Source organism: Streptomyces sp. NPDC058326, from assembly GCF_042879855.1.
In the GTDB taxonomy this organism is placed as follows: Bacteria; Actinomycetota; Actinomycetes; order Streptomycetales; family Streptomycetaceae; genus Streptomyces.
The window spans coordinates 1-18,556 of record NZ_JBHVZO010000021.1; the positions used below are offsets into that span (position 1 = coordinate 1).

Sequence of the window (18,556 nt, forward strand, 5' to 3'; positions counted from 1 at the left end):
ATGCGCTCGCGGGCCGTCAGCTTGCCCTTCGCGTGCTGGGCCTCGGTCGCCCGGTCACTCGGGCCGCGAAGCGCCTGCTCACGCAGGACGTGCAGTTCCGTGACAGTGTGGCGCATCGCCGTTATCCCTCGATTCGGTCGCTGGATGGGGGAGGGTCGTCACACAATGGCGTTGACCGCCGTCTTCAGAAGGTCCGCGTCGTTGGTCCGGAAGGTCTGTACGCCCGGCAGGATCCGTCGGCACATTCCTCCCAGTGCCTTTCCGGGCCCGACCTCGACGAAGGTGCCGACTCCTTCGGCGCCCAGCGCCTGCACCAGTTCCGTCCACCTCACACGGCCGGTCAGCTGCAGGCGCAGGCACTCCCTGGCCTCCTCCGCCGTCCGTACCAGGGCGGCGGTGGTCCCGGAGTAGAAGGGAATCCGGGGATCGCGGAACTCGGCCTGCTCCATCGCTGTCACGAAGTCCTGCTCGATGTCCTGCATCAGGCTGCAGTGCGCCGGGCCGGCTATCTCCAGCACGACGACGCGTTCCGCGCGCGTGCTGCGCAGCAGTTCAAGGAGACGCTCGATGCCTCCGATCTGTCCGGAGACCACGACCTGTGTCAGGTCGTTGTGGTTGGCCACCTCCACCACCTCGCCCGACTGGGCGGCGGCCCGGTCGCACAGTTCCTCGACCTCGGTGAGGCCCAGACCCACGACGGCCGCCATCTTCCCCGGCACCCGGCGGCTGACGTCGTCCATGAGTTCCCCGCGCATACGCACCAGGCGCAGCGCGTCGGTCCACTCCAGGACACCGGCGCACACCAGCGCGGAGAACTCGCCGAGGCTGTGGCCCGCCACGAAGTCCGGCTCGGCCGAGTAGGTGCGCAGCACATCGAGAGCGGCCACGCTCGTCAGCAGCACCGCGGGCTGGGTCACGGGCATCTCGCGCAGGGCGGACGCCGGGCCGTTGCGGCACAGTTCGGACAGGGGGAAGCCGAGGATCTCGTCCGCCCGCTCGTAATAGCGGTCCTGGAGGTAGGGCCAGTTCCGTACCAGGTCCAGACCCATTCCGGCCCGCTGGGATCCCTGTCCGGGAAACACGAATGCTGTGGAGGGCATGAAGACGCCCCTTTCTGGAGAGTGGGAAGAAAGGTGGGGGGCCGGGCCCCGCCGGCGGTCAGGACACCGGCGCCGGTTCGCCGAACCAGCGGCGCAGAGCGGCCGTCACCTCCGCGTCCCCGTCGCCCTGCCAGGCCACATAGCCGTCCGGGCGGACCAGCCACAGGCCCTTGCGGCCCGCGCAGCGTCCGGCGGCCGTCCGCACCCGGTCCGCCCAGCCTTCCGCCAGGGCGCGCAACCGCTCGTGGGCCAGGGGCTCGTCGCGCAGGTCGAGGAGGACGCCCCTGCCCTCGATCCCGGATGCGGCGAGGGCGTCGGGTGAGGCGGCTTCCACGTCCGGCAGCGGCATCCGCGCGCCCACCGCGTCGTCGCCCTCCTCTCCCGTGGCCGGCGCCGGGTAGCGGAGCGAGACCTGGCTGATGGCGCCGGCCAGATGAGCGCGTACCGGGGCCAGGGCCATCAGCTCGCCGAGGACTTCGCGCAGGGCGTCCGTCTCCGCGCCGCCGAGCAGCACGGTGGCCTGGGCCGCGATGTTGCCCAGCACCCGGGCTCCGGCCCGGTGCCGTTCCTCGTGGTAGCTGTCGAGAAGGCCGGCGGGGGCGTCGCCGCGCACCTCGGCGGCCAGCTTCCAGCCGAGGTTGGCGGCGTCCTGCAGCCCCAGGTTGAGGGCCTGCCCGCCGACCGGCATCTGCGCGTGCGCGGCGTCGCCGGCCAGCAGGATCCGGCCCGCCCGGTAGGACGACGCCTGACGGCAGGCGTCACCGAAGGAGTTGAGCCACAGCGGGACCCCCGAGGAGATGTCGTCGCCGGTCACCCGCCGCCAGGCGGCGGCCACCTCCGCGAACGAGGGCGCGCCGTCCCTTTCCCGGGCCGGCCGGCCGAACTCGTGCACCATCACCCGGGTGACGCCGTCCGGGCGGCGGCCCGAGATGGCCAGGCCTCCGGGGTGTCTCTCGAACCGGCGGTCCGGGATGTCGATGCCCGCCACGTCGGCACGCAGGAGTTCTCTGGCCGCGTCGGTGCCGGGGAAGTCGAAGCCGGCCAGGTGGCGTACGGAGCTGTCCTCGCCGTCGCAGCCCACCACGTACGCGGCGGTCAGTTCGATCGGTCCGGTGGGCCCGTCGGCCGCCACGAGCACCCGGTCGGGCAGTTGGGTCAGGCCGGTCACGGTGTGGCCGCGCCGGATCTGGGCGCCCAGGCCGCCCGCCCACGCGGCCAGTTCACGTTCGATGTCGCCCTGGGCGATCTTCCACTGCCCGGCGTACGGGCTCGGGACACAGGTCAGGTCCAACGGGATGCCGCCGAAGTGTCCCGGTCCTCCGCCGCGCAGCTCGCCGAATTCCTCCAGCAGGCCGCGACGGGCCAGGAGTTCCGCCGTCACCGCGTGCACGGTCGAGGCCCGGGACTCCGTCGTCGGCTGTTCCAGCTGTTCGAGGACGATCACCCGGGCGCCGCCCAGGCAGAGTTCCCCGGCGAGCATCAGACCCACCGGTCCGGCGCCCACCACGACCACGGCGTCGTGGCCGCCCCGGCCCGCTGTTCTCGCCTCGCCGCCTTCGCTGATGTGTTCTCCCTGCTGCGGGTTCATGGAACGTCCCTTTCTCGCTGCCTCGGGTCTGCTGTCCGCGGCGCCGGGCGGGCGTGCGCCGGGCACGTCCGCGGTGGGCCGCCGGTCACCGGGCCGCCGGCAGGTCGCCGGTCTTGCGGCCTTCCATCAGGTCCAGCAGGTCCTGCCAGTTCCCGCCCCGTCGCAGCAGGCGCCGCAGCCGGGTCATGTCCCTGGGGCGTTCGAAGCCGAGTGCGCCCACCGGCCGGTCTCCCACGCGGAAGACCACCACGTACGAGTCGTCGCGGGGGTCGCCGATCGTCCAGGGTTCGCCCGCGTCGATGGCGCCCACGCCCTGTACCCGGACGCCGTACCAGTCCGTCCAGAAGTAGGGGAGGGACCGGAACGGCTCCGTCTGCCCGCCGGCCACCGCGTTCGCCCCGGCCAGGGCGCCCTGTTCGGCCGCGTGTGTCCAGTGCTCCTGCCGGCCGCCCGCGTCCCCGTCGTACGACAGGACGCGGGCGACGTCGCCCGCGGCCCATACGCCCGGAGCCGAGGTGGCGAGAGTGTCGTCGCACACCACCCCGTCGTCCACGGCCACCCCCGAGCCGTCCAGCCACTCGGTCCGGGGGACCGCCCCGATGCCGACCACCACGCACTGGGCGGGCAGTCGGCTGCCGTCGGACAGCACCACGGCGCTCACCCGGCCCCGCGCATCGCCTTCGAAGGACTCCACGGACACCCCGCAGCGCAGGTCCACACCGTGGGCGCGGTGCAGACGCGCGCAGACCGCCCCCAGATGGCCGCCGCCGCGCCGGTGGAACGGGGCGGGCGTCTTCTCCACCACGGTGACCGCGCAGCCGCGGGACCTGGCCGCGGCCGCGATCTCGGAGCCGATCAGCCCCGAGCCCACCACCACCGTCGCCGGCCGGTCCGCGAGCGCGGCGCGCACCGCTCTGGCGTCCGACAGGGTCCGCAGGGTGTGGATCCCGGTCAGGCCCGCCGTGCCGGGCAGCGTGCGGGCCCGCGCGCCCGTGGCGATCACCAGCGCGTCGTACGGCACGGTCTCGCCGGCCGCCCGCAGGGTGCGCCCCGCCACGTCGAGTGACTCGGCCCGGGCGCCGAGCCTCAGCTCGACGCCCAGTTCGTCCCGCAGCACCGCGGGGTCGGTGAGCCAGGGCACGGCCGGCTCGCCGGGGTCGGTCAGGAACGACTTCGACAGCGGAGGCCGGTCGTAGGGCAGGTGCTGTTCGGCGCCGATCAGGGTGAGGGAACCGGTGAACCCGGCGGACCGGGCGGCCTCCGCCGCCCGAAGGCCCGCCAGGGAGGCGCCCACCACCACCAGCCGCTCGGGCCGCCGCACGGCCGTCGCGCTCACCGTTCGGCCCGGCCGGCGGCCGGCGCGGTGGCGCGCGGCACGGGCGGCCGGCCGTGTTGCCGCCTCACCCGCAGCGCGCGCCACACCAGGCTCGGGCGCAGCAATGCCGATCCGGGGTCCACCAGGGACAGGACCCGGATGAAGCGGTGGGCCACTTCGGCGTCCACCGCCGCCGCCTCCTGGATCCGCACGCCCCAGGCCTGCATGAGCCGGATCCGCCAGGTCCGCCGTCCTTCCACGCCCTGGAAGGCGAGGTCGTTGGCGGTGTTCGCCTCCCAGGACGGTGCCACGGCCGTCCGTGTCAGGTCCCGCAGGAAGGCCCGCGGGTCGAGTGGGCGGCCGGAGCGCAGACACCGCCGCAGCACCATCGCGCCGAGTGCGGCGACCGTCATGCCCTGGGCGTAGACGGGGTTGAAGGCGCACACGCTGTCCCCGGTGACCAGGAACCCTTCGGGGAAGCGCGCCATGCGGTCGTAGTGCCGGCGGACGCTGACCGGTACCCGGTAGGTGACCGGGTCGTCCAGCGGCTCCGCGTGGCGGATGAGCTGGTGCACCGGAGGAGCGGCCAGGGACAGCAGATAGGCGTGGAAGCCGTCGGCGTCGGCCGCCGGCCGGTCGTCGAGCATGCCGTTCGCGGTGACCTGGATGCGGTCGCCCTCGACGCGGGCGCAGATCGCGCCGCGCGGCTGTTCGGGCGATCCGACGACGACGACCGCCTTGCCGTCGCTGACGTCCTTCGGTGGCACCCGGTAGTGGCGGGTGGTGTATCCCACGCCCACTTTCAGGCGGTCCTCCTGGACCCGGGGGTAGCCGAGTTCCTCGAGCCACACCGGGGTGCGGCTGCCCCGGCCCATGGCGTCGACCACCAGGTCGGCCCGAATCTCCTCGGTGGCACTGCCGACCTCCTGCGGTCGCACGCGGACGCCGGTGACGCGGGAGGCGTCCGGTGTGGTCGTCAGCCCGACGATGTCGCGCCGTTCCAGGAAGGACACGGCGTCGAAGGCCGCGACGCGGCGGCGTACGTGGTACTCCAGGAGCGGCCGGCTTGCCGCCACTGTGACCAGGTCGCTCGGGCTCTGCATGAGCTTGCGGCCCCGGAAGTACCAGTGGCCGTCGGCGACGGTGTCCTGGATCTGGGCGCCGTCGCCGGCCAGGTCCTCGGTGAGGCCGGGGAAGAGTTCTTCCAGGATGCGCTGCCCCGCCGGCTGGAGGCCGTGGATCTGCCGCCCCTGGGGGACGCCGCGGCGCGGGCCGCGGACCCCCTGGATCTCGTCCCGGTCGACGATGACCACTTCGCTGTACACCTCGGCCAGGACCCGTGCCGCCAGCAGTCCCGCCATGCTGCCGCCGAGGACGACGGCTGTGCGCATGCCGTGATCGGCCACTCGACTTCTCCTCATGTCAGTCAGGCGGGCCGATCGGTCACGCTGAGCGCCGCGATGGGACACACGCGTACCGCCTTGACCGCCTGGTCGCGGAACTCCTCGGGTACCGGCTGTTCTTCGTCGAACAGGGAGACCAGCTCCCCGTCGTCGTCCACGCGGAACAGATCCGGCGCGGCGTCTTCGCACAGTCCGTGGCCCTCGCAGCGGGCCCGGATCACCGAGACCTTCACCGGCCGCCCCCGCCGGTGTGGAAGGTGACGGGCAGGCTCTCCAGGCCGCGGACGGTGTTGTGCAGCCGCCACACCGGTTCGCCGACCTCGATCCGGACCACCTTGGACGCCAGGGAGTTCAGCAGCGCCTGGGCCTCCAGCCGGGACAGGGCCTGGCCCACGCACCCGTGGATCCCGTGCCCGAAGCCGAGGTGTTCGGCGGCCTGTGCCCGGGTGATGTCGAAGACGTCCGGGTCCTGCTCCCAGTGCCGTTCGTCGCGGTTCGCCGAGCCGTACAGCAGCAGGACGCGGGAGCCGGCCGGCAGCTGGACGCCGCCAAGATCCCGCTCCCGGGTCAGCAGCCGGGTGAAGCCGCGCAGCGGCGACTCGAACCTGACGATCTCGTTGAACGCCCGCGGGATCAGGGCCCGGTCGGCCCGGATGGCGTCCCACTGCTGCGGGTGCGAGCCCAGCAGCCACAGGCTCGCGGCCAGCGCGCTCACGGAGGTGTCCATGGACGGGCCGAGGAAGTCGCCCAGCAGAGCGGGCAGCAGCTCGTTGCCGATCCGGCCGGCCTGCGCCTCCGCGACGAGCTCCGCGCCCCAGCTGTCGGGCCGCAGGTTGCCCGGCACCGACATGCGGTGCAGGAACTCGCCCATCTCCTTCAGGAGGGGGAACCCGGCCCGGGTGCGCTCGTTGAGGGGGCCGAAGGCGTTGAAGCCGGCGGCCGCCCAGTGCAGGAGCCGTTCGCGGCCCTCGTCGATCGGCCATCCCAGCAGATCGGGCACGATCTTCAGGGGGAACGCCTGACCGAAGTCGGTGACGGCGTCGAAGGTGTCCTTCTCGACGAGCTCGTCGACGACCTGGTCCGCCCAGTCCTGGATGTAGGTGTGGAACTGGGCCAGTGCCTTGGGCGTCAGGTGCTTGGCCACGAGGCCCCGTACCAGGTCGTGGTAGGGCGGGTCGCTGGTCAGGCTGGAGCCGTGCTGTGCCTTGTTCAGCTGCTCGGTCACTCCCACGCCGGAGGCGGAGGAGAACGACTCGTGGTCGTGCAGGGCGTCGTAGACCTGCTCGTAGCGTGCCGAGGCGTACAGCTCGTACTTCTCCAGCCAGACCACGGGGCCCAGGTCACGCAGGGCCCGGTAGTCCTGGTACGGCGAGAGGATCGACTGGTCGGTGTAGGGATCGATTCGGGTGGAGGGTATGTCGGTGGTCAGCATGATCCGCTCCCGGACATGTGCGGCGGCATGTCAGCGCGCCTCGGCGTACTGCTTGGCGTGGTGGAGCGTGGAGCGGCTGTTGGTGCTCAGCGCGTTGCGCACGAAGTCCTTCGCCGAGGCCACGTCCGCCGCCGGGCCGAGCAGCGAGGTGATGTTCGCCGGGTTGAGCACCACGGTGTGCTGGGAGGTGGCGGCGACCTGGCCGTCCCGTTCCTGGAAGGTCCAGTAGCCGGTGTGCAGGTTCATCAGGGCCGGCAGCTGGGTCTGCTTGTAGACGATGCGGTGGGACGGGAAGCAGACGCGCACCGACGTCGTGGTGTGGGTCGAGCCGTCCTTGGCCCGGGTGTCCATCTGCAGCGTCTGCAGGGTGGGGACGGTCTCCTCCAGCCGGACCGCGGCCACGTGCGGCAGCCGTTCGGACCACAGCTGGGCCTCGTTGATGAAGTCGTAGACGTCCTTGACGGAGCCGTCGATCAGTACGGTGTCCTCGAAGGAGAACAGCAGATCCTCGGTGCCGACGGCCAGTTCCACGTTCTGCTTCAGGGCGGCCAGTTCCGCGCGCGAGTTGCGCTCCACCGCGTCGTCGATCCAGGCGAGCTTCTCGGGGTCGTCGTCCACGGCCCGGTAGTCGTGGAGCAGCCGTACCCGGCTCTCCCCCGCGGACGGCGACTCGATGATCCACTCGCCGCTCATGGCGGCCACCGGGGGCCGCGACACCTGCTGGCGGAAGACGATCCGCCGGGCGGTGGGGTCCAGCGTCCGGCGGGACACCCAGTCCTTGGGCTCACCGTTGGCGGTGGCCCAGATGTGGATGACCTCTTCCGCGCCGTCGCGTTCGACGACGTCGACGTGGATCGTCGGCGGGAAGATCCGGGGCCAGTTCTCCACTTCGGCTATCAGCTGGTACACCCGTTCCGCGGGTGCCTGGATGGTGATCTCGTGCTCGACTTCACGCCGGCCGTGCTCTGCCATGGCGTTCCCCTCCTCGTGCTCGGCTCAGAAATTGCCCAGTCCGCCGCAGACGTTCAGGGCCTGCGCGGTGATGGATGCGGCGGTGTCCGACGCGAGGTAGCCGACCAGGCCGGCGACCTCATCGGCCGTGGAGTAGCGCCCCAGCGGGATCTTCGCCTGGAACTTCTGCAGGATCGCTTCCTCGGTGGTGTCGAACGCGGCCGCGTAGCCCTGCCGCACCCGCTCGGCCATCGGCGTCTCGACATAGCCCGGGCACACCGCGTTGACGGTGATCCCGGTCGGCGCCAGCTCGTTGCCGAGCGACTTGGTGAAGCCCACCACGCCGTGCTTGGACGCGGAGTACGGCGCGGCGAGCACCACGCCCTGCTTGCCGGCGGTCGAGGCGATGTTGATGATCCGGCCCCGGTCCTTGTGGCGCATCCCGCCGGTGTTCAGGACCTCCCGGGTCATCCGGAACACCGCGTGCAGGTTGGTCTCCAGCACGTCGTTCCACAGCTCGTCGGTGAGGTCGGCGGTGACGCCACCGCCGCTGCGGCCCGCGTTGTTCACCAGCACGTCGACGGTGCCGAAGCGGTCGACGGCGGCCTGGACGAACGCGGTCACCGATCCGGCGTCACGGACGTCGACGGCCTGGCCGTCCACGTCGAGCCCGGCGGCCCGCAGCTGTTTCACCGTCGTGGCCACGTTCTCGGCGGTGCGGGCGCCGAGGAACACCCGGTGCCCCTGCTCGGCCAGCAGCCGGGCGGTCGCCAGGCCGATTCCGCTGGTGGCGCCGGTGACCAGGGCGACACGCCCTGCGTTCTCAGTCATCTTCGGGATCTCCCAGGATCAGGTGAAAGGACCGTGCCGGCGGGTCAGACGGTCTGCGTGGCCGACAGCTGCTCCTGCACGGCGTTGATCAGTTCGCGCGGCGTGTCGGCGTCGGCCAGGACGTCGTCGTCCAGCTCGATCCCGTACTCCCGGCCGATGCGCAGACCGGTCTCCAGCAGCGCCAGGGACTCGTATCCCAGGTCCTCGAACGGCGTGTCGAGGATGTCGCCGTCCAGGTCGACACCGTCCTCGGTGCCGGCGCCCTCACGGAGAATGCGGCGCAGGTCGTCAAGGGTGAACTGAGCGGACATGGTGGATTTCCTTTCGGCTGTCTTCTTCTTGGGGGTGTGCAACGGGAGGGAACCGGCCGGTCGGCCGTTCCCCCGGGGGGAGGGGCGCGGTGCCCCGGGTGCGCGGTGCCGCTCAGACGGCGGAGACCACCACGGCGGAGTTGAAGCCGCCCCACCCGCGCGCCAGCACCAGCGCGTGCCGCAGCGGTGTCTCACGGGGCTGGCCCACGACCAGGTCAAGGCCGTAGCGCTGGGAGGCGGTGACGTTCACCGTGGGCGGGATCACACCGTCGCGGATAGCCAGCAGCGCCGCGGTCACGTCGAGGGAGCCCGCACCGGAGTACAGCCGGCCGGTCATCGTCTTCGGCACGGTCACCGGCACGGCCCCCGGCCCGAACACCGCGTTCAGGGCGTCGGCCTCGCTCGCGTCGAGGTGGGGCAGACCGGCACCGTCGGCGAACACCACGTCGATGTCGCCGGCGTTCACCTGGGCGTCGGCCAGCGCCCGGCGTACCGCCGCGCCCAGCCCGGCGGGCCGCTCGCTGCCCGGCCGCGGGTCCAGGGTGGCCGCGTACCCGGAGATGACTCCGTACAGCCGCTCCGCCCCGCGCGCCCTGGCCTTGTCCTCGTCCTCCAGCACCAGCAGCGCCCCGCCCTCACCCGAGACGAACCCCGAGGCCCGCTCGTCGAAGGGCAGGTAGGCGGTGTCCGGGTCGGATTCCGTCGACAGGTTTCCGGCCGCCACCTGGGCCGTCCAGCCCCAGGGGCACAGCGAACCGTCGATGCCGCCGGAGACCACGAGCGCGGTGCCCTTGCGGATCTGCCGGCGGGCCTGCGCCAGGGCGTCCAGACCGCCGGCCTGGTCGCTGACGACGACGCCGCTGGGACCCCGCATGTTGTGACGGATCGAGATCTGCCCGGTGTTCACGGCGTAGAACCAGGCGTAGGACTGGTAGGCGCTGACGTACTTGCTGCCCTTGGTCCACAGGTTCTGCAGCTCGGTCTGCCCGAACTCGTACCCTCCCGAGGACGCGGCGGTGATCACTCCCGCGGAGAACTCGGGCAGTTCCGCCGGATCGATGCCCGCGTCCTTGATCGCCCAGTCCGAGGCGACCAGCGCCAGCCGCGTCATGTGGTCGGTCTGCGGCATCAGCCGCCCGGCGAGGTGCTCGGTCGCCTCGAAGCCGGGGACCTCGCCGGCCAGCACCGCCGGGTAGCCACGCGCGTCGAACCGGCGGACCGGCTCGATACCGCTCTTGCCGTCCAGGGTGGACGCCCAGTAGGCCTCTGTTCCCAGTCCGTTGGGAGCCGTCACACCGATACCGGTGACGACCGTACGCGCACGGCCGGCGACGGCTGTGTCCGTGGGGCTCATGCGGTCCTCCTCTCGGGGCGGGTCAGCACCATCGCGCTCTGGAAGCCGCCGAAACCACTGCCCACGGTCAGGACCGTGTCAGTGCGGTGCTCACGGGCGGTCAGGGGCACGTAGTCCAGGTCCAGCTCCGGGTCCTGGTCGTGCAGGTTCGCGGTCGGGGGGACCGCGTCGTTCTCCATCGCCAGCGCGGAGGCGGCGATCTCGATGGAACCGATCGCCCCCAGCGAGTGCCCGACCATGGACTTGATGGAGCTGACCGGCACCCGGTAGGCGTGATCGCCCAGACTCCGCTTGAACGCGGCGGTCTCGTGCCGGTCGTTCTGCTTGGTGCCCGAGCCGTGCGCGTTGACGTAGTCGATGTCCGTCGGGTTCAGCCGGGCCTCTTCGAGCGCCCTGGTGATCGCCTCCGCCATCTCGGCACCGTCCGCACGGAGCCCCGTCATGTGATAGCCGTTGCAGCGCGAGGAGTAACCGGCGATCTCCGCGTAGATGTGCGCACCGCGCCGCCGGGCGCTCTCCAGCTCCTCCAGGACGAAACCGGCCGACCCCTCACCCAGCACGAACCCGTTGCGGGAGCGGTCATAGGGCCGTGAGGCGTGCTCGGGGTCGTCGTTGTGCACGCTGGTCGCCTTGATCGCGTCGAAGCAGGCGACGGTGATGGGCGAGATCGGCGCCTCGGTGGCCCCGGTGACCATCACATCGGCCGACCCCTCGCGTATCAGCTCCACGGCGTGGCCCACGGCGTCGATGCCCGAGGTGCAACCGGTGGACACCACCGTCGCGGGACCCTCCGCGCCCACGCTCCAGGCCACGTCGGTGGCGAAGGAACTCGGAACGAACTGGTTGTACAGGTGAGCCGGCGCCAGCCGGTGGTCGACCAGATGCAGCCGCCCGTCGTCACTCACCCGCCGGTACTCGTTCTCCAGGCTGATGGTCGCGCCCACCGCGCTGCCGATGGTGACCCCCACACGGTGGGGGTCCAGGCCGGCGAAGTCCAGGCCGCTGTCCGCGACCGCCTCGCCCGTGGTGGTAACCGCGAACTGGGCGGCCCGGTCCATGCGCTCGATGTCACTCTCGCCCAGGCCATGGGCCCGCGGGTCGAAATCGACCTCCGCGGCCACCTGGGACCGGTAGGGGGAGGCGTCGAAGAACGACAGCCGCCGGGTGGCGGTACGGCCCTCGCTGAGCTGCTCCCAGAACTGCCGGGTTCCCACGCCACCCGGCGCGAGGACCCCGATACCTGTGATGACCACGCGTCGTCCCACGGGGACATTCCCTCCTCGGGTTACGGGCCGGTTCACGCCGACCAGCTGTAGAACCGCTGCGCCATCGCGTCGGAAGGCGTCTTCCAGGCCGGGTCGTAGGCCTCGATGAACGGCTTCAGATCCGAGCTGATCTGCACGAACCGCGGATCGGTCTTCGCCGCCTCGATGGACGCGCCGCCCTGGTCGTCGGCGAAGTCCTGCAGATGGAAGTACAGGCCCTTGTACATGAACAGCTGGCGTCGCAGGGTGCCCATCCGGTGGGGCAGTTCGGAGCCGTCGAAATCACGGAAGAGTTCGGCGACCTGCTGCGCCGACTCCGGGTTCATACGGGCCACGATCAGAGTGCTGTGCATCCTCGGTCTCTCCTTGGGCACTCCGACGGATCACGCGGCGGCCGGAACAACAGGGCATGCCGCGAGACCGGGCGGAGAAAAGGCGTACGGACATGAGGGCGGGTTGGGTGCGCCGGGATGACGGCAGTGCACACACACGGCCGGCCCAGGGCCGGTCCGGTAACCCGTGGATGAGATGAGATGAGAAGCGGCGTCGGCGAAGGGCCGACCACATGACAGTCCGTGCGGTGGCAGTCGCCACGCCGGCTTCGGCGCCGGGCACAGAGCTCCAACGTGAGATGAATCCTCTTGGCGGACATGACCGGCTGTCAAGGCCCGAAAACCGGGGGAAGCCGACCGGTACCCGAGCGGGAACTGATCGGTATCGAGCCGGTAGCCGAGCGACCCATCCTCAAGGAAATCCCCTTCCGCTTACGTGAGTCGGCCGCCGGCCTGCACGCGAAAGCGGAATCTCTGAGAACCATTTTCGAAGAGGACGCACCTGATGCCGACGCACATATCCGCCTCGGAAACAGCCCGTACTCCTTCCTTACTCAGCCGCATCACCCGACACCTCGCCACCCTCAACACCCTCAACAACGAATTGGTCCACGCCCTCGCCCACACCCGGCCCACCGTGGAGAAGGTGAGTGAACGCGGACGCGTGGGGATCCCGCTCAACATCCGAGTGGTCGAACTCCGCGACGACATCAAGACCGTCCTCGCGGGATGGGCGGCGCTGGTGTGCGAGGAACGCCGGGTCCCGACACCGCCCCCGAGCACGGCCGAACTGGCCCGATTCCTCACCGGCCACGCCGAATGGCTGGCCGACCACCCGGCCGGCGAGGACCTCGCCACCGAGACCCAGGACCTGATCGGCGCGGCCTGGAGCATGCTCAGCGGCCGCGACGAGCGCACCATCGTGGTCGGCGGCTGCCCCCGGCCCCAGTGCACGGGCAGCCTCGTCGCCACGATGAACCGGACCGGCACCAGAAGCGGCGCGCACGTGGTCTGCTCCGCCGACACCGGCCACACCTGGACCCCCGCGGGCTGGCACCGCCTCCGCGCCGAGGCCGCACCGGCCACACCTGCCCCAGGGCGGGCAGCGGCCCCCCGCGCCCGCGGCCGCCAGGACACCACGGCCGGCCACACCACCCGGGGCACCGGCACCGGTCACACCCCCCGGGACACCGCGGCCGGCCTCACCGCCCGGGACATCGCCGCCGGCTGGGGCATCGCGCCGGGCACCGTCTACTGGCTGGCCAACACCCACCGCTGGGGCCGCCGCAAGCAGGCCCGCACCGTCCTCTACAACCGCGACGACGTCCTCGCCACCATGGACGCCCGCGCCGGTGACAGCCCCCACCCGACCGCCGCCGCGAGATGACCTCCGCCGCGTGTGAACTCTGGTACTTACGGGCGCCGGCGACCGACACACCGGCGGACCTCGCTCTGTCCGCCCTGACCGCGGAAGAACGACACCGCGCCCTCACACGGCCCGCCGGCCCCACCGCCGTCCTGTCCACCGCCACCCGTATCGCCCTGCGCACCCTCCTCGGCCGCCGGCTGGGACGAGCACCCAGCGAGGTCGTCCTCCTGCGCAGACGCTGCCCCCGCTGCGCCGGCCCTCACGGCAAACCGGCGCTCTCCGCCGGGCAAGGCCACCGCCTGCACTTCTCGGTGTCCCACAGCGCCGGCCGTGCCCTGCTCGCCGTCGCCGCCACCGCCGTCGGCATCGACGTACAGGGCCCGCTGTCCCAGCGCACCGCCGACACCTGCGCCCAGGCACTGCACCCGCTGGAACAGCAGGACCTCAGCCGCCTGGAGGGCCGCCACCGCACCATCGAGTTCGCCCGGCTGTGGACCCGTAAGGAGGCCTACCTCAAAGCCGTCGGAACAGGCCTGGCCCACGGACTGCGCGGAAACTACCTCGGCAGCCGCCTCGCCCTGCGGCCCAGCGGATGGACCGTCACCGACCTGGACACCACGGCAACCCACACCGCCGCCGTGGCCCTCGCCCTGCCCACCGCGGTCGTCCCGCCCCTGCGGGAAGTCCCGGCACACCGGCTCCTCCCCTGACCCACGGCCCCGCCCCCGCACAGCCGTCACGTAAAAATTGAGCCCTATTCCCCCACGCTTCCGGAAGGCACGCGATGATGAGCACGGCAACGACCACGGGCAACAACGAGAACCCCGGCCCCCGGCTGACCACGCGTTCCTGACCGCCACCCGGCCGGACCGTCATGACACAACAGCACACACAGGAGCAGCACATGGCCGGCGCCGGCGATCACGCAGACGTATCCGAGCTCCAGCGCACCCTCCGGGAACTGTCCGACCGCCAGGAGATCGCCGACCTCGTCGCCTCGCTGGGCCGGTGGCTGGACGACGACACCTTCGACGACAGCGACGGACTCTTCACCGCCGACGTGTCCGCCGACACCCCCGGGGGCACCGCCCATGGCCGCGAAGCAGTCGTCGCACAAGCCCGCCGCGGCCACTCCGGACGCCGGTGCCAGCACCTGATCACCGACCTCCGCACCCAGCTGCGAGGCGAACGCGCGTCGGTCGAAGCCAACTTCATGGTGGCCTTCGCCGGCACCACGCACACCGAACCCACACGCTTCACCGGCGCCCGCTACCACCTCGAGGCAAGCCGGGAAAGCGGACACTGGCTGCTCACGGCGATCCGCATCACACCCATCTGGCACGCCTGAAGGGGACACCATCCCCCCACGGCCCGTCACAGACGCCACCATCCAACGGGGGGAGCACACTCATGGAGGCCTCAGGACCGGCCACCGTCACCACCGGACTGACGAGCACCGTCGCCCGCCAGTACGTCCACCGCGCAACCCACTCCGAAGTACTCCTGACCGCATGGCGCCCGGCACCCAACGGCTTCACCGTGACCGCCCAATGGCCACGCGTCCACAGCTTCTACCTCACCACCCACGGCCTCCACGACCCGCTGCTGCTCGCCGAGACCGTCAGACAGACCAGCTGCCTGCTCGCGCACGTCACCCTCGGTGTCCCCATCGACCACGAGGTCACCCTCACCACCCTCACCCTCCACCTCACGCCCTCCGCGATGACACCGGGCGCACGACCGGTCGAACCCGAACTCCGCGTCACCCGGCTCCAACCCCTGCACCACGGCGCGAAACTCACCGGCGCGACAACGAAGATCAACATCTACCGGGACGGCATCCCCCTCGCCACCGCCTCCGTACGCCTGACCTTCACCTGCCCCGCCGACTACGACGCCTCGCTCCCGCCCCACCCCCACCACCCCGCGGCACACCCCCCCGAACCCGTCCACGCCCCCCTCGTCGGGCGCGTGTCCCCCCACGACGTCGTCCTCGCCGCCAGCGGTACGCCCGGCCGCTGGGCCCTGCGCGCGGACCCCACCCACCCCGTCCTGTTCGACCACACGGTCCGCCACCTCCCCGAAGCCCTCCTCGCCGAAGCCGCACGACAAGCCACCACGGCACTCACCCCGCCCGGCACCCCCACCTACCCCGTCACCATCACCACCCACATGACCCAGCACGCCACACCCACCACACCGTGCTGGATCGAAGCCGAACCCCTCCCCACCGACGCACTCGACAGAACACGCACCGCCATCACCGCCCTCCAGAACAACCAGCCCGTCTACCACGCCACCATCACCCTCGACCACATCCCCACCAGCCACCGAGCAGCTGCTGGGTCCCGGTCTTGAGGGTCGGGCGTCGGACGGGAGTCCCTCGACCACATCCCCACCAGCCACCGAGCAGCTGCTGGGTCCCGGTCTTGAGGGTCGGGCGTCGGACGGGAGTCCCTCGACCACATCCCCGCCAGCCACGGAGCAGCTGCTGGGTCGGGCGTCGGACGGGAGTCCCGATCGGGTGACCGCGGCCGGCCGCGGTCCCGGGGACCGGGCCTCTCGGGTGGCAGCGTCTCCGGCGAGAAGCACCCGGAGCGCGGTCTCCTGCTGCCCTCCGCGAGGAGTGTGGGCTGCGGGCAGGCGCCCTGAACGGTGAGGGACGGGAGACTTCCCCGCAGGCCCTCTTGCGGCCAGTCCTGTGGCCCGTGGCCCATCCTGTGGCCGGCGATCCCCGGCGGCCGGGCCCACCCGGTAGGCTGTAGCCCGCTCCGCAGCAGGTGAGGCAGGGCGAAGGTGGGTTGCCCGAGCGGCCTAAGGGAACGGTCTTGAAAACCGTCGTGGCGAGAGTCACCGTGGGTTCAAATCCCACACCCACCGCCAGGTCAGAGAACGTGCTGTTCAGAAGGGGTGTCCCTATGAGGGGCACCCCTTCGGCATGGGGCCTGTCTCAACCTGGATCGTCCGTGTGCCGCTTTGGATCATCGTGTGTGGACCAGGCGTGGACCACGATCCGCCCCTGTTGCCCCCGCTGGGCCTTTACTGGATCAAGGCGGCCCGCTGGCGCGGGCCGCGCGGCGCGGCGGCCCCAGGTCGCCGCTGGCTCCATGTCTCCGCCACCGCCCGCGACGGCCCCCGCCCACTCGCGCCGCAAAAGCCCGAAGAAGCAGGCAGTCAGACCCGTGAAGAACCCCGACAGCCGTCCCATGGTGAGCACGGCCGACGGGGACGGGGCGCATGCCAAGTCCGCACCGGTCGCTGCGGATTGCCGTTCAACCAGCCGTGGCTGGGGTGGCCGGCCTCCACGGCTTTACCCACCTGTTCGGGCCGGGGCCCGTGTCGGGCGAGTCCAGGGGGCCACTCGTTCACATTCCGGGCAGGAGTAAAGCCTGCCCGAGTTGCCGGGCCAGCGTACGGCCCCCTGAACATGCCCGACCTCAACCCGAACAGGACACCGGCCAAAGCCGCTCCGGCCGACCGTGTGGACACCCGCGCCCACATGAGCTAACGGTCGAAGAGGGGCAGTTGGCATGGGAGGACCCCGGCGCATAGGGCGGGTGCCGGGGCCAGCCTCGATTCGTCAGCGGTGATCGCTGTTCGACATGGCGGTCAGTTCACGTCGGTCTGTTCCGCGTGATGGTGGTGGGGGTCGTCGCGTGACGCTGCGAGATGCGCCGGGTTCCACCGGCCCGGGGCCGCGTGGCGGACCTCGGCGGGGCGCTGCAGCGTCAGGAGCGGTTCGAAGTCACCGGGTTGGCCTGAAGTGGACAGACGTGAACGCACGTTCGGCGTAGGGTGCCGGAGAACACGCCGGGGGGCGTCGTTCTCCTCGGCCCGTGCTGGCCCGGAGGACACGTGAAACGCAGACTCATACCCGCAGTGCTCGGCGCGGCCGCGCTGACGCTCGCGCTGGGAATCGCCCCCGGCGCTGCCGCACCTCAGCCCGACGACCTCACGCCCTCGCCGTCCGGTCAGAAGACGGCCGCCCCCTACACGGCCCCCGACCGCTCCGCCTGGACCGTGAAGCCCGGCCCCGAGCCTGCCGGGCTCGATGTCACCTCCCCGGCCGACGATGTCATACCCGTCGTCGCGGAACGCCTCCACGAGCTGGGGGCCGCCCGCGGATTCACCCGGCAGGAAACCGACTACCCGGGCCGGGCGATCACCGTCCTGTGGAAGGGCACGCCTCCGGCCGACGTCACCGCCTATGCCGCGTCCCGCCCCTACGGCGTCACCGTCACGATCCGCACCGGGGCGAAATACTCCCGCGCCGAAGCCGAAGCCGCCCGCACACGGCTGCTCAACCACCCCGCCGGCGCCCGCCTCGGCATCACGTGGAGCGAGCTGAACGCCGACGGCAGCGGTGTCACGGTGGGCGTCGCTGCCCGTACCCGGGCCGCGGTCGACCCGCTGCCCGCCCTGCGTGACGCGGCCCGCATCCCGGACGTGGCGCTGCGGCTCGGCGTCGAGCCGATCAAGGGTGACGCCCTGTTCTCCCGGGGAAACGATGCCCCGCCGTGGAAGGGCGGCATCCGCACCACCAACACCGACGGCCTGTGCTCCACCGGTTTCGCCGTGCTGGCCGGGTCCACAGGCAAGCTCCTCAGCGCGAGCCACTGTGACTACCCCGGAAACCTGGCGGTGCGGGACGGCGCCGGGCAGACCATTGCCCCCGGCGGGTCGTCCGTCGCGACGATCCACGGCATCGACTCCATGCTGATCGATCCGTCGGACTCGCCCGCCACCACACCGAAGATCTTCCGCGGCAGCCACACCACCACCTCCACGTCGCTGGTGAAGAGCTGGTATTCCAACTGGCCGGGTGACCCGGTGTGCTCTTCGGGCGCGAGCACGGGCGAGCACTGCGGCACCGTCTATGACGACTCCGACGTCTACGTGGACGACTACACCGGGGCACGAATCGGCGTCATCCAGGTCGCGGCCCCGTCCGGGCAGATCATGGGCGGCCAGGGCGACAGCGGCGGCCCGATGTTCAAGAAGGTCACCGGCGGCGTGCAGGCCCGGGGAATCCTCATCAGCGCGGACATCACGGCGGGCTCGATGACCCAGTCGTGTGGCTCGGTAGCCCCCGACGCGAACGGGATCTGGTGCTCGCGGTGGGTCAACTACGTGCCGATCAGCACCATCCTGAACACGTGGGGCGTGTCGCTGGAAACCGGCTGATACGGGGCCGTGGGGGGGGGGGGGGGGGGGGGGGGGGGGGGCGGCGGGGGCGGCCGGCCCGCCCCCCACACCACGGCCGGGGGGAGGGGGGGGGTCGGGGGTAATCACACGACCACAGGGG

At 71.5% G+C, this 18,556-nt stretch carries 17 protein-coding genes and 1 tRNA gene; 6 read left to right on the forward strand and 12 right to left on the reverse strand.

Going from position 1 to position 18,556, the window contains the following annotated elements:
• Window positions 1-158: 158 nt before the first annotated feature.
• The 12 genes from fabD to ACFVYX_RS29975 all read right to left on the reverse strand — a co-directional run bounded on the left by fabD (window position 159) and on the right by ACFVYX_RS29975 (window position 11,903).
• Entirely contained in the window at window positions 159-1,100 is a 942-nt protein-coding gene (fabD, locus tag ACFVYX_RS29920; protein WP_389684611.1) for an ACP S-malonyltransferase, read from the reverse strand.
• A gap of 58 nt (window positions 1,101-1,158) precedes the next feature.
• Window positions 1,159-2,688 carry an FAD-dependent monooxygenase gene (locus tag ACFVYX_RS29925; protein ID WP_389684612.1) on the reverse strand — a complete coding sequence of 510 codons (1,530 nt, stop codon included), beginning with the start codon at window positions 2,686-2,688 and terminating at the stop codon, window positions 1,159-1,161.
• Window positions 2,689-2,773: 85 nt separating this feature from the next.
• On the reverse strand, window positions 2,774-4,024 hold the full coding sequence (locus tag ACFVYX_RS29930) for an NAD(P)/FAD-dependent oxidoreductase (protein ID WP_389684613.1): 1,251 nt from the start codon (window positions 4,022-4,024) through the stop codon (window positions 2,774-2,776).
• Window positions 4,021-5,409, reverse strand: coding sequence for an FAD-dependent oxidoreductase (locus ACFVYX_RS29935; RefSeq protein WP_389684614.1), 1,389 nt, complete (start codon window positions 5,407-5,409; stop codon window positions 4,021-4,023). Before ACFVYX_RS29935 ends, ACFVYX_RS29930 begins: the two co-directional genes overlap by 4 nt.
• Window positions 5,410-5,429: 20 nt before the next feature.
• Window positions 5,430-5,639 carry a ferredoxin gene (locus ACFVYX_RS29940; protein ID WP_389684615.1) on the reverse strand — a complete coding sequence of 70 codons (210 nt, stop codon included), beginning with the start codon at window positions 5,637-5,639 and terminating at the stop codon, window positions 5,430-5,432.
• Complete coding sequence (locus ACFVYX_RS29945; protein WP_389684616.1) at window positions 5,636-6,838, reverse strand: cytochrome P450; 1,203 nt, start codon at window positions 6,836-6,838, stop codon at window positions 5,636-5,638. The genes ACFVYX_RS29940 and ACFVYX_RS29945 overlap by 4 nt, the downstream gene beginning before the upstream one ends.
• A 30-nt stretch (window positions 6,839-6,868) precedes the next feature.
• A complete protein-coding gene (locus ACFVYX_RS29950) occupies window positions 6,869-7,810 on the reverse strand; it encodes an aromatase/cyclase (RefSeq protein WP_389684617.1) in 942 nt (313 codons plus the stop codon).
• 24 nt (window positions 7,811-7,834) lie between these two features.
• Window positions 7,835-8,620 (reverse strand): 3-oxoacyl-ACP reductase FabG, encoded by a 786-nt coding sequence (fabG, locus tag ACFVYX_RS29955; RefSeq protein WP_389684618.1) that lies wholly within the window; start codon window positions 8,618-8,620, stop codon window positions 7,835-7,837.
• A 44-nt stretch (window positions 8,621-8,664) separates the two neighbouring features.
• Complete coding sequence (locus tag ACFVYX_RS29960) at window positions 8,665-8,931, reverse strand: acyl carrier protein (protein ID WP_389684619.1); 267 nt, start codon at window positions 8,929-8,931, stop codon at window positions 8,665-8,667.
• A 112-nt stretch (window positions 8,932-9,043) separates the two neighbouring features.
• On the reverse strand, window positions 9,044-10,285 hold the full coding sequence (locus ACFVYX_RS29965) for a ketosynthase chain-length factor (protein WP_389684620.1): 1,242 nt from the start codon (window positions 10,283-10,285) through the stop codon (window positions 9,044-9,046).
• Entirely contained in the window at window positions 10,282-11,550 is a 1,269-nt protein-coding gene (locus ACFVYX_RS29970) for a beta-ketoacyl-[acyl-carrier-protein] synthase family protein (RefSeq protein WP_389684621.1), read from the reverse strand. The genes ACFVYX_RS29965 and ACFVYX_RS29970 overlap by 4 nt, the downstream gene beginning before the upstream one ends.
• A gap of 32 nt (window positions 11,551-11,582) precedes the next feature.
• Window positions 11,583-11,903, reverse strand: a complete 321-nt coding sequence (locus ACFVYX_RS29975; RefSeq protein WP_389684622.1) for a TcmI family type II polyketide cyclase — start codon at window positions 11,901-11,903, stop codon at window positions 11,583-11,585.
• 484 nt (window positions 11,904-12,387) lie between these two features.
• Between ACFVYX_RS29975 and ACFVYX_RS29980 the strand changes: the two genes are divergently transcribed.
• The 6 genes from ACFVYX_RS29980 (at window position 12,388) to ACFVYX_RS30005 (ending at window position 18,435) form a co-directional block, all read left to right on the forward strand.
• Window positions 12,388-13,269 (forward strand): hypothetical protein, encoded by an 882-nt coding sequence (locus tag ACFVYX_RS29980; protein ID WP_389684623.1) that lies wholly within the window; start codon window positions 12,388-12,390, stop codon window positions 13,267-13,269.
• Window positions 13,266-13,961 (forward strand): 4'-phosphopantetheinyl transferase family protein, encoded by a 696-nt coding sequence (locus ACFVYX_RS29985; RefSeq protein WP_389684624.1) that lies wholly within the window; start codon window positions 13,266-13,268, stop codon window positions 13,959-13,961. Before ACFVYX_RS29980 ends, ACFVYX_RS29985 begins: the two co-directional genes overlap by 4 nt.
• A 194-nt stretch (window positions 13,962-14,155) precedes the next feature.
• Complete coding sequence (locus ACFVYX_RS29990; protein ID WP_389684625.1) at window positions 14,156-14,599, forward strand: nuclear transport factor 2 family protein; 444 nt, start codon at window positions 14,156-14,158, stop codon at window positions 14,597-14,599.
• Between the two features lie 62 nt (window positions 14,600-14,661).
• Window positions 14,662-15,609 (forward strand): ScbA/BarX family gamma-butyrolactone biosynthesis protein, encoded by a 948-nt coding sequence (locus ACFVYX_RS29995; RefSeq protein ID WP_389684626.1) that lies wholly within the window; start codon window positions 14,662-14,664, stop codon window positions 15,607-15,609.
• A 437-nt stretch (window positions 15,610-16,046) separates the two neighbouring features.
• Window positions 16,047-16,134: transfer RNA gene (locus ACFVYX_RS30000), tRNA-Ser, on the forward strand.
• A gap of 972 nt (window positions 16,135-17,106) precedes the next feature.
• Entirely contained in the window at window positions 17,107-18,435 is a 1,329-nt protein-coding gene (locus tag ACFVYX_RS30005; RefSeq protein ID WP_389684627.1) for a hypothetical protein, read from the forward strand.
• Window positions 18,436-18,556 lie beyond the last annotated feature (121 nt).